The sequence below is a fragment of the Paenibacillus sp. LT-B23 genome (genome assembly GCF_059417685.1).
The window spans coordinates 218020-234114 of sequence record NZ_JBSQBM010000009.1 but is presented as its reverse complement, the minus strand read 5'-3'; the positions used below and the strand labels follow the sequence as shown (position 1 = coordinate 234114).

The window sequence follows — 16095 nt, the reverse complement described above, 5'->3', positions numbered from 1 at the left end:
ACAAAAATCAAGCAAACGAAGATGAAATGACCCAAGAGATTGTGAATATCTTTCAAAAGAACCGAAAAGCCTGCGGTACAAGAAAGATCAAGGCCAAGCTTCTGGAAAACGGACTTGCGGTATCCAGGGCGCCGCATTGGCCGGATTATGAAAAAATATGGGCTTGTTTCTACCTACACCGTGTCTCAATATAAGCCTCACAAAGCGACTTGTAATGAATCGGAAATCGCCAATAAACTAAACCGGAAGTTCGAACAATCCGAAGCAAACGGGCGGTTGTAAGCGATCTGACGTATGTTAAGGTCCAGAACAGATGGTATTACATCTGTGTATTTGTCGACCTTTTTAATCGAGAAATGATTGGGTATAGTGCAGGTCCCCATAAGGATGCGGCTTTAGTAGCCCGAGCCTTCGCCTCAGTACAAGGAAATTTACGTCAAATTCAATTATTCCACACGGATCAAGGAAGTGAGTTTAAGAATAAATGGACCGACGAAACCCTTGAATCCTTTCAAATTAGCCGATCGCTAAGCATGAAAGGCTGTCCTTATGATAACGCAGTTGCCGAGGCAACCTTTAAAGTAATGAAGACAAAATTTATTAACCAGATGAACTTTCAGAGCCTTCTTCACCTAGAACTGGAACTTTACGATTACGTGAATTGGTACAACAAACACCGGATACATAGAACTCTCGGTTATTTAACCCCTGTAGACTACAGGAGAATTGCCCTTAAAAAAGCTATTTGATTTATTGTTGACAATCCAATTACAGGTACATCATTTCAAAAAGTGGTTGATTACACCATCAGCTTTCAGCTCCTTTCAACCCTGTATATTATTTTACAACAAACCAGCTTTATGAGGTCTACAAATTTAAACTAATTTATTGGTTAAACACATTCAGTTCAAAATCGATACTTAGAAAATAGCAAAAAACAGGCCAATCATTGGTGCTATCTGCCATGAATGACCTGTTCAATGTAACCAAAAGGTTATTTAGGGTATAAAATTCAAGTATTGATGTGCGTAAAAAGTAATGGAGAAATCACTATACGGATATTACATGACTTATATGTGTTATTGGTTGAATGTTGGGTCCATTCGGCACCCACCCTTCAAAAAGAAACCTTGAAAAGCAACAACCAATCAAGGTTCACTATACAGACTCGCAGTACTAGTATACAACGTATTGAGCGTACTATACAGTATTTAACTATTTTGATGGTCTTTTTTCGCCAAATCAATCGCCACGGCTAATTTAATTTGAAATACTTTACTAAGACCTTTTTGGAAATCCTTTAGCGTAAAAGTTTCAATTATAGGAGCTTCCAAATGATTGATTCTACTAATCTCAACTTTAGCAATTTTATCAAGGTCAATTAAAATAGTGAAGATATCCTCGTATTGTTCAGGTGTCCAATTTAGAATATATGCTGTCTTAATTTCTCCAAAAATAGTTCTTAACACATCCAATATTGCTTTTTCTTTATCGCCTTGAGCTATAATAATGTTGCAGTCAGCTAACTCTTTTCTAAAATCCTGTTCTTGTTTGCTTCCTATCAGCTTCATTTAATCACCCCCGGACTAGCTGTAACTAGGTTCCCATGCTTATCGGTTAATATAGTCATAATATTTGTAGGACCACTAAACTTATCAATACCTATGTTTGAGTTTAATGTAACTTCTCTAACATATCTAGCTTGTATTTCAGTTTTTCCATTTGGTAACTGAATTTTCGCTTGTAATACCCGTGTAACTGGAGTGTTCACAACCTCTTTACTTTGCAGAATAGTCTTTAGCTTATCAGGCGTAACCGTAAATTGGGAAGCATTCTTAGCAGGGTTAAAATGCCTATCTAACACATGATCAAACCCTGCTCCTTCTGCTGCACTTCCATTTCTTAAGTTTATTCTAGACTGCACGATAGGCGGCATACCTGGGACTTTTCCCGTCTCCTTAGAAGAATGGTCATCCTTCTTATGCGGCGATCCTCCTGGTGAAGCACCATCATCTTTAGAATGTCTCTTCCCTTTCTTTCCAACGAAAAATGAAAATGCTGTATCTACTAGCAATTGAGCATTTTCCTCTTTGGAATTGTTTTTCAATTTTTCATAGGCATCATCTGGGTCAGATGCTACTTTAGCAATATTGTACCCTAAACCTGTCCATGTGTTTACATAATCATCTGCCATTTGACGGATATCTATATTAGGGAAATTACGTATTCGCTCCCATGTCGCTTCTACACTCGCATGAGCAGAGTTTTTGATTTCATTGAACACAATCCGCTCAGTCTCATCCAGGTCTTTCATAAACGGACTTTCCCTAAACGGCCCATACTCTTTTCTATATTCGTCAATTGAATTCAGAAAATCAATTAGATATTTCTTCTGTTCCGTCGTGTACCCTTTCATATCATCCCGATACTTGGAACTCATCAAAGCTCTGTCACTATATCGGAAATGGTTGCCTGTCTGCCGTTGATGTTCCATTAATGCGACTATATCTGTGAAGGGGTCCTGCTTATTATAATAGGCATTCAGCGCATCCTCAAACTGTTGATCCACATTTCTTTGATGCCAGCGTTCCCGTATATCAGGAGGAACTTCGCCATAGGCTTGGACGGAAGCCTGATTGACTCCCTTTACATAGTTGATGAAGTCAGGTATAGATTGTACTTCTCCATACCCCCTGGCACTCGTCCACACCTTGCCGAGAAAATCCATCATCGCATATCGTTCACGCGCCTTCTGTTCCTCCGCGTGCGCATGTAAGGTTTGGGCAGCAACCTTGGCGGTCTTCCCCAGCACCACTCCCCACCCATGGGAAGGTACGCTAGCAATCATGGACAATCCGGCTACCGCATATTTAAGTATGGATGACGGTCCGGAGGAAGCCACTTCGGAACGGATCGAAGCTATCTTTTGACTTGCTGCTTTCGGAATGGCCCCCAATACAGGAATCGACGCAGCCACATCACATACTTTCTGGGCTAATCCCAATACGCCATCCAGTAGACTGGCCTTCGGTGAGCTGGGAGTGTTTACGGCTGACTTAACGGCTCCCCCATCTTTCGATGTAACGCTTGAATTGGAGCTTCCTCCTGTATTGCTGCTTGCTGCACTTTTCGCCGCCTGCGCCTCCGCATAGGCTTTTACAGACATTAATGGCGGTTCCCAGACTGGAGCCAGTTCAGCTACAAAAACCGGTTTTTTAACCGTCCCTTCCAACTGTACTTTAGCGGACCGTATATCCGTTTCACCATCCAGCACCAAGCTGCTGCTGCCCGCTTTGAAATAAATAGCCTCAGCAGCTTGAATATGTAGTTCCCCATCTGCATGCAAGGAGAGCGTCTTGCCTGCCGATAATGACAATTCATGTTCACTGACGACCTGAATACCCGAATCATCCAATTGAATGTGAACCTGTTCCGATTTAGCCGTCACCTTCAATTCATTGGCACTCAACTTGATATCCTTGCCATAAGGAGTCCCCCAATACTTGGTGGCTGGATCAGCGAGCTTCAGCGAATTTCGCTCTTTTCGTATGGAGCTTGCCGCATATCCGTCCGCCTCCTGCTCTGTAGGGAACCGGACGGATACCCTATCCCCTAGCTCCGGCATGACATACCAACCGCTATGTCCTTCGGCGGTATAACTGCTGGCATATGGAAACCACCATGCCGTTTCTCTATCCTGTTTTTCATCCACTGTAAGATGAACACGGATTCGGCCTGATTTGGCCTCTAATACACGTCCTTCGAGCGAAGCTCCTGTGAGGTGAGGGCACAACATCTCTGTTTGCTGAATTCCCTGTTCGTGAACCAGTTCATATTCGTGTAACAGCAACCCTTTTCGCAATTCAGAAGTGACTTCTGCCACCATCCATTGCTTACCATTCCAATTCGTGAGGTCTCCGGGCCGGGCAAGTGTTTCACTCTGCAGCAGGTAGCTGAATTCCGTTTTGCTGTTAGGATCAAAACTGCGCCGAGTACGGTAAACAGGATGCTTCATTTCAACGTATTGTCCTTCAGGCATACCCAACCAGAACTTGGGCCCGTTCAATGAAATTTCCGGTATCAGCACAGTTCTAAATCGGGAAGCCATCCGTTTGAGAAAGGCCCAATCTGTCTCCTGATACTGTAAAGTAAATTCATGCAAGGTAGTACCGTCTGTTACGTTATCAATAACATCGGCCTGACTGTACTTTTGAATGATTTGCTTGGTCATCTCTCCATAGGACATTAAGGTATTCTGATAAGAACATGTGACAGGTGTTATGTCCAACTGAATCGTATGTGATACGGCTTCAAGCTCCACGTAATAGATACCACGTACCATCCGTGTTTGTGCATGGACCAATAAACCATGGAACAAAATGCGTTCAGGCTGACCATTTTCTGTTTTGGTACGGATAATGACCGGTTCGTTATCCTGATCCTGTTCTATGTAATGATCTCTCTGCTCTTCATCTAACCATCCACTGATCTTTAACCGGGCATGGTCATTTAATTTCCGTTCAATACGCAGTTCGTTTATCGTTTGAAGAGGATATGGACCTGTACATTCCAACTCCGTATACGTTAACATCGTTTGTGTGTGATTCAACTTGTACCTCCTTACTCCAGCGTCTGGCCATCGTCTGTAATCCGAATCATTCCCCCGTATAGGCACGCATTCGAGCATTGATCCAGCAAGGCTGGTTCTCCCTCCACAAGCACATCACTTTTGCCGCCAATCCAGGGTCCGGTGATGACCGGAACACAGTTCGCTTTTTTCACCCCGTAGATATCCACCATATCACTACTTTTGACTGCTGGATTAGCCGGACAGGAGCAACGGCCGAAATTGCTGATATGGGTACCTGGCAAGTAATCTCCAACGTTCATTTGGGCTTTCCCTTTTACATATACTCCGTGACTGAACGGACGTTTGAGACGTGTCGGTTGCGTACCAAAGCTGCAGCTTAAGATCGCTCCGGCAACAACATATCCTTGTTTACTTCCCCGTCCAGCTTGAATAGGTTCCTTATCGGAATGAGACTTATTTGCCATTCTTCTATTCCCCCTCTCATGCCTTTCTTAGTTCGTCTTCACTTCACTGCCAAGAACATTCGTCATTCCGCCCAGCGATACGGTGCTGCCTTTGCTAGTCATTTGAATCTCATTCCCTGCTGTGATTTTCACTTTACTGCCGGAATGAATGGAGATATTTCCTCCTGCAGAGAAATGAATCTGTTTGTCGCTTACAATATGAATACCATCTTTCTCATTTAACTGAATATACACGGCTCCCTCCTTACTGGTGATTACAATTTCATCGGGAGTTAATTTGATTTCCTTGCCGTGGGCGGTCCGAAACAATTTGATGTCGGGATTTGCAAGAGCATGCTGCTCTACACTCTGATTCTTTTGGCGCAGAGATGTACTTGCCATGCCTTCTTCTTCCCGCTGGGCAGGGAAATAGAGTAGCACGGTATCTCCCAACTCAGGCATCACGTACCATCCGCTATGTCCTTCTGCAGTATAAGGAGAAACATACGTGAACCAGTGGGCCTTCGCAGGGTCTTGAACGGAATCGATATTCAAATGTAATTGGATACGATCTCGCTCTACCTGAATGACTTTACCTGGTAACGACAGACCGATAAGCTGTTCGTTAAAGACTTCCTTGTGCCTCAATCCCTTGTGAGAAGTTAAGGTATACACGTGCTGTAGCACACCCTTTTGCATGTGAGTGTCTACCTTGTACACATACAAGCTTTTACCTTTAAAAGTAACGGTGCTGCCCAACTCCAAAACTTGCTCCGCCTCAACCAGGTAATCAATAAAATCATGCTCGTTTACATGTGCTGTATCATTGCCGTTAAAATAACGATAATCCGCAACTCGTTTACTGACGGTATAATGATAATTCGTTAAATCAAGTCCTGACTGGGTCTCCTCAACACCAAAATAACACTTTGGCACTTCAAACACCGAGGCAGGCGTAAGTGAAGTATGATAACGCGAAGCGATCCGCTTGAGGAACTCCCAATCGGTTTCACGATATTGGACTGCTATACGGCCTAAAGCCGCTCCCCCCGTAGCCGAATCAATGATGTCAAAACCGGGATAATCTGCACCTACAGCCTGCAACAAATCCTCAACCTTCATATTTTTGTCCTGAAAGGACCTATTTTTTTTACGAATATCCAGTTTATACGTGTGTGATATCGCCTCGACCTCAAGGTAATACACATCTCTGACCACTTTAACTTCCATATGAAGCACCGTTCCGTTAAATAGAGGTGTTGGAGTGCCTGCCTCATCTAGTTGCGACACACAAACCGGGGAATCGGCTTCGATCAACTGGACATAACTATCCTGTAATTCTTCAGGTAAAATGGCGGTAAAAGAGAGCCGGGTGTGCTCATTCAATCGCTTGGTCATATGCAATTCCTGAATGCTCACCAATTCAAATGGTGTAATTTGCAACCGATCATATGTAATGTGGGTTAATGTCATAAGGATTGATTTTCCTTTCGCTCAGACTCGATTTTCAACGTTAGCAGCATACTGCGGGCTATTGGCTGCCAGATCGCCATCTCTTCATCCGTACAGTTAAAAGTACACATTAGCGCACGTCCTTCTAGCACCGTAAAAAAAGATAGATTATACATACGCGCATTCCATACAGGCGTCATAAATTCGCAGTATCCAATTCGATAATCTCCTACCTTCAACACTTCATGACCAAACCATTCAGTCAACTTCTGGGTTTGTTTTACCACCTGAGCCATCTCATCCGTAAAGTTCTCCAACTCTTCTGTTTGCAAATGACTTTCGGTATGCTTGAAGGTTAGGTTAATCGTGCCTGCCTCATTGGTGAAAATAAAATCCGGACGATGGTGAGAAGGATATTTTAATCGTTGCTCGTGAATGGGCATATCCCGAAAGCTCTTTGGCATCGTAATACGGATGCGTTCATCCAGCAAATGTCGCTGAGCAAAGACCAGTCTTTCTCCGTCGAGTTGCATAAATGTTTGTAGCGGCTGTCCAAAAGGCTCCTTCCCGTTAACGTGTTTCAATCCTTCATGCTCAATTAAAGATTGATCATTTTCGATATTTTCTGCAGCTACTGTGTGTAGCATCGAGACCATTTTCTTATCCAGATGTTCCATACATCATCCACTCCCATCTTTATTACTGCATGACGACTTCCTGAAAGGTGATGCCACTTGTCCCTCTCCGCAACAGACTTTCCGCCAATGCCAGATTGACCAACGTGCAGGTTTCACGCAACCCTTGGACTTGCAATAGAGATTTCCCCCCGGTACGTTTTCGATCTACCACCAGCTTCATCAATGTTCCTCCGGGACGAAATTGGCTTTCCTCACCCAAACAATCCACTAACGGGGGTTGAATCATCCAATACAACTTTTGCTGTGATCGTTCTACATCCCGAAGCAAAGCCATGCGGCTGAATAAGCTCGGCACATAGACCTGTAACAATTCATGCACTGCATCAGATACCATCATCCTGGAACCCATCAGAATATCAGGATAAACCGTGTAATCGTGACCATTAACCTTAAACTGTGCTGCATAAGATGGAGGCCAATTCGTCCAGTCATTTAGGTCCATCATCTCTGCATTTGCTTCTTCATCCCATACGGGAACAGCAGCATACAACATCCGATCATCCTGCTGACAAAGGAAATACTCCACTATGCCACGTCCCTTTCATTCCGTTTGTCCCACATTGTGTTATCCAAATTAAGTTAGACTCTGTACGACTGGATGCGTGCCTAAACTAAACCTGCTTCCATCCAGCACCGCTCCTTTGAAGCAGGCTCCCTCAAACGCTGCACCCATAAAGTCAGCTCCCTGCAATATGGCCCCGGTGAAATCTGCATCCTTCAAGTAAGCTCCCTGAAATTGAGCTCCTGTAAGATCCGCTCCTGCAAAACTTACGGGTTGAAAACCGGGTCTTTCCCATCGTTCAGACTGGTAAATTCCAGGTACAGCTATTGCATCCCGGAAAGATGCTCCTCTTAAGTTGGCTTGTTCAAAACGGGCTTCCTGAATCAAACAACCGCTAAAATCCGCTTCTTGTAAACAGGCTTTACTCCAACGGGAACCGATCAAGTTTCCTCCCATAAAAACACCATTGACAAAAGAACTTTCACTCAAATCGGCATATTGCAGACGTATTCCCTCATAATCTCCTTGAGATCCGTCAATTCCTCGAAAAACTTCATGTATGTAGTCATGTGGCTTCTTTTCCTCAAGCCACTCTTTCATCACCGTCGAATCTTTGACACGCATATCTCGTTTATAAACGATTTCACTTTGGTCTAAATACTCTCCGACTCTTAGTTCGAACACATCTTCCAACTGTATTTCATGAGCATACTGTATTTCGTCCAGCCATTCTTCTGTGATACTAAAACGCGCCAAAGCAATGATATATTGATGAATATGTATTGCCGCGCGCAATTTCATCCTTTGAATATCATCCAATCCGATTCTTCCGCCATATTTCTTAGCGTGCTTACTTAATTCCGTCTCCCACTCGTCCAAACAGAGAAATGCCCATTCTGCATTATAAGTATCTCGGCAAGGATGGCGATCCATAAACCATCTCTTATCCATCGCCTCCACTAAATAGGTCGCCCTTCCGTTTGCTAATTCGGTACGAAGCATGGAATAAGAGATATATCCCAACGCCTGCTTGGTACCTTCTCGCTGCATCTGCTTGACTTTACCGAGTATCTGCTCCAGTGAATTGCGAAATGTCTTGGCTAAAGTATGCTTACGATTTTGAAAAGAAACTTCCAACGCGAATAACATTTGATACTTTAGCGGTTCGTAGACCTCATTTGCAAAATGTTGAAGAATTTCCTCACGATTCACGTTCCATCCCCTTTCTGGTTGCTACATTTACATACTGCTGTGCGTATTAAAGTAGCCAGTGATCTTAAACCGGAATCTAATATAAATGATATGTGAAATGATATTTTTCAAGGGTATATTTAACAATAAATCATCCTTATGTATGTATCGGACAGATTAGTGATTTTGTTTACAGAAAGAACCATAACTGTGTTCAATGGAAAATGGGTGGATTCACAATTGAACCCACCCATTCGGAGAAATTACATATTATTTAGTTTCTTTTACCGAACGACCACAGTAAGGCTTCAAGCCCATCATTCCTCCTTGAGTGGCTTGAACCTGTTGTACTCATGGCCGTCCCAAAGAATTAGTAGTACCACAGCACTCAACAAAATCAGCGTATTTTAATTTTTTTCTCTTTTGTCATTTTTAAGCCGTCCCTTCAAATAGTTTATTTCTCTGCTACCTTCTTCTATTCAGACACCATACAACAACTCCACACTAATGTATATCTATGCATAAATATTCACTTCTCATCAATTGTGAAATTTTTTTCTTATTTAATCTGAAAATATTCTCATTAATTATGACACCACACAGCACAAATCAAATTCAATCCTATATCTTATACGCCTTCATCGCCTTACGCAGTTCCTTGAACGAAGGACGCTTGCCGTACATTAAGACGCCAGTACGGTAGATTTTGGCGGCTAGCCAGCCGAAGAACAGAATGGATGCAACCAGTATGGCAAGTGACAGCCAGATTTCCAGCAGGCTCGCCCGCTCCAGACCAATCCGCAGCAGCATGACGGTCGGCGATAAAAACGGAATATACCCGGCGACCTTGACGAACATCGTGTCTGGTGCGGCGATATTGAAGATACCGATATAAAAGGCTGCCAGTGACAACATGGTAATCGGCATGACCGCCTGCCCCAATTCTTCGGTACGGCTGACAATGGAGCCGACAGCAGCGAACAATACCGCGTACAGGAAGTAACCGAGGATGTAGAAAACCAGGCCATATCCAAGCACTGTGGTATTCAACTGCGACAGATCCAGCCCAGCCGAGCTGAGGATAACGCTGTTATGCGGCAGCATAAGATTGGCACACACTACAGCGGCAAAAACAGCAATTTGCAGCAGACCCACCAGAAAGATACCAATGATTTTCCCAAACATCTGGGTCAAAGGCGATACGCTCGTGATGAGAATTTCCATGATGCGTGAGCTTTTTTCCGAAGTCACTTCTGAGGCAATCATATTGCCTGTCATCATCGACGAGGTGAAGAACAAAATCATGAGTACATAGACCAAGCCATAGTTAATCATGGAAGCTTCTTTGTCCTCTGTTCCAGCAGCACGACCTGTCTCAGAGGGACTGTTCACTTCTCGACTGTGCACGGTAACAGGCGTACTAATTTCACGGACTTGCTCACTGGTCAAGGTATTCACACCGATCATAGCCTTGACCTTTGCCTCCTGAAGTCCGGTTTGTAGCAGTGTGATTACAGCCGGGGACGGCTCTTTTTCAACCGATACGTACTCTACCTTGGGAAAGGTTTCTCCCGTTGCGGTAGGCCGCGTAAACTCCACATAGCCTTGCAGCTCCCCGTCTTTCAAAGCTTGCTGCATTGCGGGAGCTTGTGCGTTGTCATAACGCACCCAGGTAGCTGCCGAATTGGACTGAGCCTTCGTAAATTGCTCCAGTTGATCCGCGATCTCAGTCCGGCTTCCAGCGATCAGTCCCAAACGATGATGCTCAGCAGCGGATTTACCGGAACCCCCTGCACCACCCATTCCTTCTCCTTTAAACAAAGAAATCAGATACGGCAGATTCATGCCAATGGTAATGAGCAATGCCAGCACCAGCGTTGTAATGACAAAAGATTTGGTTCTCGCCTTCTGGCGAAACGTAAAACCGATAACCGTACCCAGTCTATTCATGAGAATCACCCACCTCTCGTATGAAAATTTCATTCAGCGTAGGCTCTTTAATTTCAAAATGCTCTACATCCGTTTGCTCCAACGCCGTTTGTAAAATCAACTTGGCCGCATCCGGCTGTTCAATATGCAGTATCCAGCCCCGGTCCATTCGCTCTACACGGCGTACGCCGGGCAGTTGTTCCAGTCCGTTCACCTCGCCAGTCGTGATGAGACGAACTTTTTCACGCGGGTAGCGACCTTTAATCTCCTGCACATTTCCCTGCACAACTGTATTCGAACGATGCAAAATCGTAATATGGCGACACAGCTCCTCTACATGCTCCATCCGGTGAGTCGAGAATAAAATTGCAGCCCCGTCGTCCCGCAGCTCCTTCACCGTATCCTTAAGCAGCTCGACGTTCACAGGATCCAGCCCGCTGAATGCCTCATCCAAAATAAGCAACGTCGGGCGATGCACAACGGCTGCAATAAAGCCCATTTTCTGCTGATTCCCCTTGGATAACTCTTCAATCCGCTTATTGTAATATTCAGGCACGCCAAAGCGTTCCAGCCAATAGCGCAGACTTTTGTCCGCATCCTTGGACGACATTCCGCGTAGCCTGCCTAAATAGTTAATTTGCTCGCTCACCTTTACCTTGGGATACAACCCTCGTTCCTCTGGCAAATAACCCATCGTCCGTTGAAGCTCCTTGCTATATGGCTTGCCCTCATATTGAATGCTTCCGCCATCAGGGTAAATTAGGCCAAGTACCATGCGCATCGTTGTCGTTTTGCCTGCTCCATTGCCTCCCAGCAGTCCGTAAATCTCTCCACCGTTCACATTCAGCGAAATGCCGTTAACCGCCGTGTGGTTGCCATATTGCTTCACAACCTGCTCCAATTGCAGCATACTCATGAATCTCCAGCCCCCTTTTTCTCCCCTAAAATCTCTGTACCTCCCGGAATTTGTCCCGCAGACCAATGCCATAAAATATCATCCAGCTCCAGACTCCGTATACGAATCGGGCGAATGCCCGCCTGCTCCAATATCGCGCTGGCTTCTCCGGCTGCCAACGTTACAATTCGCTGCAATCCGCCTTCGCTCTCTGTCTCTATAACTCCCGGCAGCTCCGATGCTTTCTCTGGCGTCCCCTCAAACCACATTTCCTTGCTATTTTCGAGCAGGTGGTCCTTTTCCAGCTTACCGAGCAGCCTTCCTTCATGCATCAGGACAATATAATCGGCCAGGCGCTTGATCTCTTCCATGATATGAGTTGCGATAATGACCGTCGTTTTACCGTTTTCCATACAATCCCGCAGTTCCTCCAGCATAATCTTCCATGCAAAAGGGTCCAATCCCGACGAAGGTTCGTCGAGCAGCAGCAAACGGGGATGAGGCGCCAAGGCAGCAGCCAGCTCAAACTTGCGGCGCTCTCCCTTGGACATACGCGATAATCTCGTATGCTGTGGAACCTGAAAGCGTTCCAGCAACCGCTGGAATCGGGTTTCGTCCCAGCCCGGATACCACAACGCCCGAAAAGCCGCTGCTGCTTCTGCTGTAAGTCGGTCTTCCTCACGGGTCGGCTGCTCCGGCACATATCCAACCCACTGCCGCGTATCTACGGGCATACCATCCGGATACGCCTGACCGAACCAGCGAATTACACCGGAATCCGGGTGGACAAGCTGGGTTAGCAGATGCAGCAATGTGCTTTTCCCTGATCCGTTATGTCCGGCCAAAGCAATCACATATCCCGGTTCAATCGTCAAATTAATCGGTCCGATCTCCCGGTTTCCCCGCTTTTTATAGACTTGGCTCATCTCTATGATTGGTGTTTCCACGGGCATCACTCCTTCGCTTGGACTTCATACTTTCTCTTCACCATGTCTGCGAAAAGCTCCAACAATTCCTGTTCCGACATCTGCACCGCCAGGCCTGTATCAATGGCCGTCTCCAGTACCTCGGTCACCGCTTTAAGACGATAGCCTGAGCGTAAATCTTCCTCCACCAGAGCTACAAAGGTTCCCGTTCCCTGTCGGGTACGAAGCAAGCCTTCGTTTTCCAAATCCTGATAGACCCGCCGGACGGTAATCACGCTGCAATGGAGCGTCCCCGCAAACTCTCGTATGGAGGGAAGCAGCGTCCCCGCTGCGATCTGTCCGGTTACGATGAGTGAGCGAAGCTGCTTTTCAATCTGCGCATACAGCGGTTCCGCGCTGTTCTCATCAATTTGCACCGGTATGTTCACCTGCTTCTCCCCCCCTTATTGATCTTTATATACACGCTGCTAAGCCAGATCCCGCTTCATGAGCCTGCGCAGTGTCATCCGATAGGACACGAACATGCCGATAGCCCCTGCCGCCAACGCTCCCCACATCACCGGAGATAATAGCTGCCACTCCTTGCTGAAATATGCCGTCGTCGATACCAGATTCATCCCGTATATGCGAACTACAATCGCGATTATTCCGCAAACCAGCATGATCACAAGCGATAGCCAGAAATAGGCTTTCCCTTTTTTAAGAAACTCCAAATGAATATAAATGGCCTGAATCAGCATCCCGTAACCGACCCAGGTGAGCGCAAACGATACAAAAAAGCCTGTGCCAGCATATACCCGAAGCGTACCTGACAACGTAAACAAAAGGATAAAAAATAGCACGCTATTCACGATAAACGCCAAAACCGCCTGTTGAATTCGGCTCATAATCACCGCACTCACCGGTATGGGCAATATGCGGAGAAAAGCCAGCATGTGCGTATAGGAATCTTCCTGTAAATATTTGAATGTACGTCGGTTATAAATGAATCCGAGAAACGGAATCAGCACCAGCATGACAAAATCGGCTGCCGGATTCAAGGCTCCACTCTCGCCCAATTGCATACTTACAACAAAGCTTATGGTAAACCCCAGGTACGTAATAAACAGTAACGTCCACAGCATTACATAAGGATTATTGCGAAAATCCTGACGGGTGATCATCCATGCCTGCTTCATGTTTGTCATTTTCTTATCCAGGTCCCTTCTGCACTGTCCGTAACGACGTCTCAGTCTCACATGACTTCTGAGGTGCCGTCACAGCATAAAGTGTTATTACTGTATATATCTTTATACACAGTATATAAACTAAGAATCACACCTGTCAACACTGTGACCGTACATTTCTCCAAATACGTTGGCCCAAAGGCCCCGTTATCGCTTGTACAGTCCACTCCGCCAAATTGTGCGTACAATCACAAAAGTCCGCGAATACCTATGCTACCCTGTAACTGATAAACATTCTCATTCAAGGCGATAAACGCATTCAAACATAAAGGAGCGAACCATCATGAGCGAGCTGATCAATAACCGCGAACACACAGCAAAGGAACTCACAGAACGCCAGCAAATATTAAAGGAAATTATGAAGGAACTACATGACGGGAAAAGCGTGGATGAAGTCAAAGCGCGCTTCGCAGTGGCAGTTGGCGGGGTAAGTGTGGCAGAAATTTCGGCCATGGAGCATGCCCTGATGACCGAGGAAGGAATCCCCGTGTCGGAGGTGCAGCGTCTCTGTTCCGTTCACACGTCGATATTCAAGGGCTCGATTGAGGATATTCACCGTCCTTCCGGACCGGAGGAGCAGCCGGGACATCCCGTTCATACCTTCAAGCTGGAAAATCGGGAGATTGAACGGCTGGTCAACTTCCAGCTCGCACTGCACGCAGATCAATTTCAAAAGGATGACAGCCCCAAAATCATTTACAAGCTGCTGGAGGATTTAAGTCTGCTGCTGGATCTTGATAAGCACTATAGCCGTAAAGAAAATTTGGTCTTTCCTTATTTAGAACGCTATGGAATTTTCGGCCCAACCAAGGTAATGTGGGGTGTAGACGATAGTATTCGTAACGCCATCAAGGAAGCGAAGAAACTGCTCACCCAATATAATGGGAACAAAGAACTCATTGGGCAGACGCTCACCCATATCATGACCGAAGTGAACGAAATGATATTCAAGGAAGAAAATATTTTGCTGCCGATGGCGCTGGGTAAGCTGACAGAGGATGAGTGGCTCAAAATAGCCCGTGAAAGTGCAGAAATCGGATTCTGCCTGACCGCTCCCGAGCGGGAATGGATACCTGAACGGGCAGAGGAGCCTGTGGAAATGGATGAGCAACAGGAAGGAACATCAGAAACTCCCCAAGGCTTTGTGCGATTCGAGACGGGGATTGTGTCTGTGCAACAATTGGAACTGCTGTTAAATCATCTACCCGTCGATCTGACATTTATAGACGAGCACGATGTCGTTCGTTATTTCTCCCATGGTAAAGAACGGGTCTTCGCCCGTACGAAGGCCGTCATTGGACGTACCGTGCAGAATTGCCATCCGCCGCAAAGCATGCATGTCGTTGAGAAGCTGCTGGAAGATTTTAAGGCTGGCCGCAAGGATGCTGAAGATTTTTGGATTCCGATCAAGGACAAATTTGTCTATATCCGCTATTTTGCCATCCGTGATGCAGAAGACCGCTATCTCGGAACGCTAGAATTCACGCAAAACATCGCACCTATTCGTGCCTTGGAAGGGCAGAAACGGATTTTATCCGAGTAATCATTATCCGCTACAATAAGATTACTCACTGTATTCCTGTCGCCTCCAGCTAACATCAAAGGAGTCTTCCTCCACTTTACATGTAGAGAAAGACTCCTTTCCATTTGTACAGTCCGCTATTTATGTTCCCACCCGTAAGCTACCATGTTCAGGTTCTTGTCACCCATTTTTATAAGATGCTGCTCCACTATAAGCTTGGCTCCCAGTTGCTCATAAAAATAGCGAGCTGGATTATCTGCTAACACCCACACGATGGCAGAGTGAATGTTCATACTGCTTAAATGTTGAAGAAGACGCATGAATAATTGCTTTCCCAATCCTAAACTATGGTATTCTTTTAACACATAAATAGCAGTTACCTCTCCCTCATACGGGGGATATTCACCTGACTTTTCCGGCCCTCCACTCACAAATCCGCTGATTTCCCCCTTATCATTTTCAATCACATACACCTGATGATCGTCTTCACTGGATATATTTGATTTCCACAGCTCTGTTCTTTGCTCGTAGGAAAGCTGCTCCAGAACCTCGGCGGGTATGATATTTTTGTAGGTGGTTCTCCAGCAATCCACATGCACCTTGGCGATGCCTGCCGCATCTGATATCGTCGCTTCTCTGATCATCATGTTGGCCCCACTTCCATTTCCAATATTATGCTTTCTATTATACCGACGAGCCCAGTCTTGATCTATAATAAGA

Annotated in this window: 14 protein-coding genes and 1 pseudogene; 2 read left to right on the top strand and 13 right to left on the bottom strand. The window is 45.5% G+C overall.

Annotated elements, in window-relative coordinates:
- Positions 1–749, top strand: a pseudogene (locus tag ACWXW9_RS13685) (IS3 family transposase); the annotation flags it as partial.
- A 462-nt stretch (positions 750–1211) separates the two neighbouring features.
- Here ACWXW9_RS13685 and ACWXW9_RS13680 read toward each other — a convergent pair.
- The 12 genes from ACWXW9_RS13680 to ACWXW9_RS13625 form a co-directional block, all read right to left on the bottom strand.
- Positions 1212–1571: a hypothetical protein gene (locus tag ACWXW9_RS13680; RefSeq protein WP_494929838.1), complete on the bottom strand. Its 360-nt coding sequence runs from the start codon at positions 1569–1571 to the stop codon at positions 1212–1214.
- Complete coding sequence (locus ACWXW9_RS13675) at positions 1568–4609, bottom strand: phage baseplate assembly protein V (protein WP_494929837.1); 3042 nt, start codon at positions 4607–4609, stop codon at positions 1568–1570. Before ACWXW9_RS13675 ends, ACWXW9_RS13680 begins: the two co-directional genes overlap by 4 nt.
- 11 nt (positions 4610–4620) lie before the next feature.
- Positions 4621–5055 (bottom strand): DUF4280 domain-containing protein, encoded by a 435-nt coding sequence (locus tag ACWXW9_RS13670; protein ID WP_192512469.1) that lies wholly within the window; start codon positions 5053–5055, stop codon positions 4621–4623.
- Between the two features lie 27 nt (positions 5056–5082).
- Positions 5083–6507, bottom strand: a complete 1425-nt coding sequence (locus ACWXW9_RS13665) for a phage baseplate assembly protein V (RefSeq protein ID WP_494929836.1) — start codon at positions 6505–6507, stop codon at positions 5083–5085.
- The gene (locus ACWXW9_RS13660; RefSeq protein WP_494929835.1) at positions 6504–7163 is read right to left on the bottom strand and encodes a hypothetical protein; all 660 of its coding nucleotides are present in this window, start codon (positions 7161–7163) and stop codon (positions 6504–6506) included. Before ACWXW9_RS13660 ends, ACWXW9_RS13665 begins: the two co-directional genes overlap by 4 nt.
- 22 nt (positions 7164–7185) lie before the next feature.
- The gene (locus ACWXW9_RS13655; RefSeq protein WP_494929834.1) at positions 7186–7677 is read right to left on the bottom strand and encodes a hypothetical protein; all 492 of its coding nucleotides are present in this window, start codon (positions 7675–7677) and stop codon (positions 7186–7188) included.
- A gap of 81 nt (positions 7678–7758) precedes the next feature.
- Entirely contained in the window at positions 7759–8898 is a 1140-nt protein-coding gene (locus ACWXW9_RS13650; protein WP_494929833.1) for a pentapeptide repeat-containing protein, read from the bottom strand.
- Between the two features lie 600 nt (positions 8899–9498).
- Positions 9499–10827 carry an ABC transporter permease gene (locus ACWXW9_RS13645; protein WP_494929832.1) on the bottom strand — a complete coding sequence of 443 codons (1329 nt, stop codon included), beginning with the start codon at positions 10825–10827 and terminating at the stop codon, positions 9499–9501.
- Positions 10820–11722 (bottom strand): ABC transporter ATP-binding protein, encoded by a 903-nt coding sequence (locus ACWXW9_RS13640; protein WP_494929831.1) that lies wholly within the window; start codon positions 11720–11722, stop codon positions 10820–10822. The genes ACWXW9_RS13645 and ACWXW9_RS13640 overlap by 8 nt, the downstream gene beginning before the upstream one ends.
- On the bottom strand, positions 11719–12627 hold the full coding sequence (locus ACWXW9_RS13635) for an ATP-binding cassette domain-containing protein (protein WP_494929847.1): 909 nt from the start codon (positions 12625–12627) through the stop codon (positions 11719–11721). Before ACWXW9_RS13635 ends, ACWXW9_RS13640 begins: the two co-directional genes overlap by 4 nt.
- A 26-nt stretch (positions 12628–12653) precedes the next feature.
- The gene (locus ACWXW9_RS13630; protein WP_494929830.1) at positions 12654–13055 is read right to left on the bottom strand and encodes a GntR family transcriptional regulator; all 402 of its coding nucleotides are present in this window, start codon (positions 13053–13055) and stop codon (positions 12654–12656) included.
- A 39-nt stretch (positions 13056–13094) separates the two neighbouring features.
- On the bottom strand, positions 13095–13814 hold the full coding sequence (locus ACWXW9_RS13625) for a hypothetical protein (protein ID WP_494929829.1): 720 nt from the start codon (positions 13812–13814) through the stop codon (positions 13095–13097).
- A 322-nt stretch (positions 13815–14136) separates the two neighbouring features.
- Here ACWXW9_RS13625 and ACWXW9_RS13620 point away from each other — a divergent pair, with 322 nt between their 5' ends.
- Positions 14137–15396, top strand: coding sequence for a DUF438 domain-containing protein (locus ACWXW9_RS13620; RefSeq protein ID WP_494929828.1), 1260 nt, complete (start codon positions 14137–14139; stop codon positions 15394–15396).
- A gap of 116 nt (positions 15397–15512) precedes the next feature.
- Here the strand turns inward: ACWXW9_RS13620 and ACWXW9_RS13615 are convergent, their stop codons facing one another.
- Complete coding sequence (locus ACWXW9_RS13615) at positions 15513–16022, bottom strand: GNAT family N-acetyltransferase (RefSeq protein ID WP_494929827.1); 510 nt, start codon at positions 16020–16022, stop codon at positions 15513–15515.
- Between the last annotated feature and the right edge of the window lie 73 nt (positions 16023–16095).

Bases quoted from the DNA above. Each gene is read 5' to 3' on its own strand.
- ACWXW9_RS13680 (WP_494929838.1), bottom strand. From the start codon at position 1,571: ATGAAGCTGATAGGAAGCAAACAAGAACAGGATTTTAGAAAAGAGTTA.
- ACWXW9_RS13635 (WP_494929847.1), bottom strand. From the start codon at position 12,627: ATGAGCCAAGTCTATAAAAAGCGGGGAAACCGGGAGATCGGACCGATT.
- ACWXW9_RS13645 (WP_494929832.1), bottom strand. From the start codon at position 10,827: ATGAATAGACTGGGTACGGTTATCGGTTTTACGTTTCGCCAGAAGGCG.
- ACWXW9_RS13625 (WP_494929829.1), bottom strand. From the start codon at position 13,814: ATGACAAACATGAAGCAGGCATGGATGATCACCCGTCAGGATTTTCGC.
- ACWXW9_RS13620 (WP_494929828.1), top strand. From the start codon at position 14,137: ATGAGCGAGCTGATCAATAACCGCGAACACACAGCAAAGGAACTCACA.
- ACWXW9_RS13660 (WP_494929835.1), bottom strand. From the start codon at position 7,163: ATGGAACATCTGGATAAGAAAATGGTCTCGATGCTACACACAGTAGCT.
- ACWXW9_RS13670 (WP_192512469.1), bottom strand. From the start codon at position 5,055: ATGGCAAATAAGTCTCATTCCGATAAGGAACCTATTCAAGCTGGACGG.
- ACWXW9_RS13640 (WP_494929831.1), bottom strand. From the start codon at position 11,722: ATGAGTATGCTGCAATTGGAGCAGGTTGTGAAGCAATATGGCAACCAC.
- ACWXW9_RS13655 (WP_494929834.1), bottom strand. From the start codon at position 7,677: ATGTTGTATGCTGCTGTTCCCGTATGGGATGAAGAAGCAAATGCAGAG.
- ACWXW9_RS13615 (WP_494929827.1), bottom strand. From the start codon at position 16,022: ATGATGATCAGAGAAGCGACGATATCAGATGCGGCAGGCATCGCCAAG.
- ACWXW9_RS13665 (WP_494929836.1), bottom strand. From the start codon at position 6,507: ATGACATTAACCCACATTACATATGATCGGTTGCAAATTACACCATTT.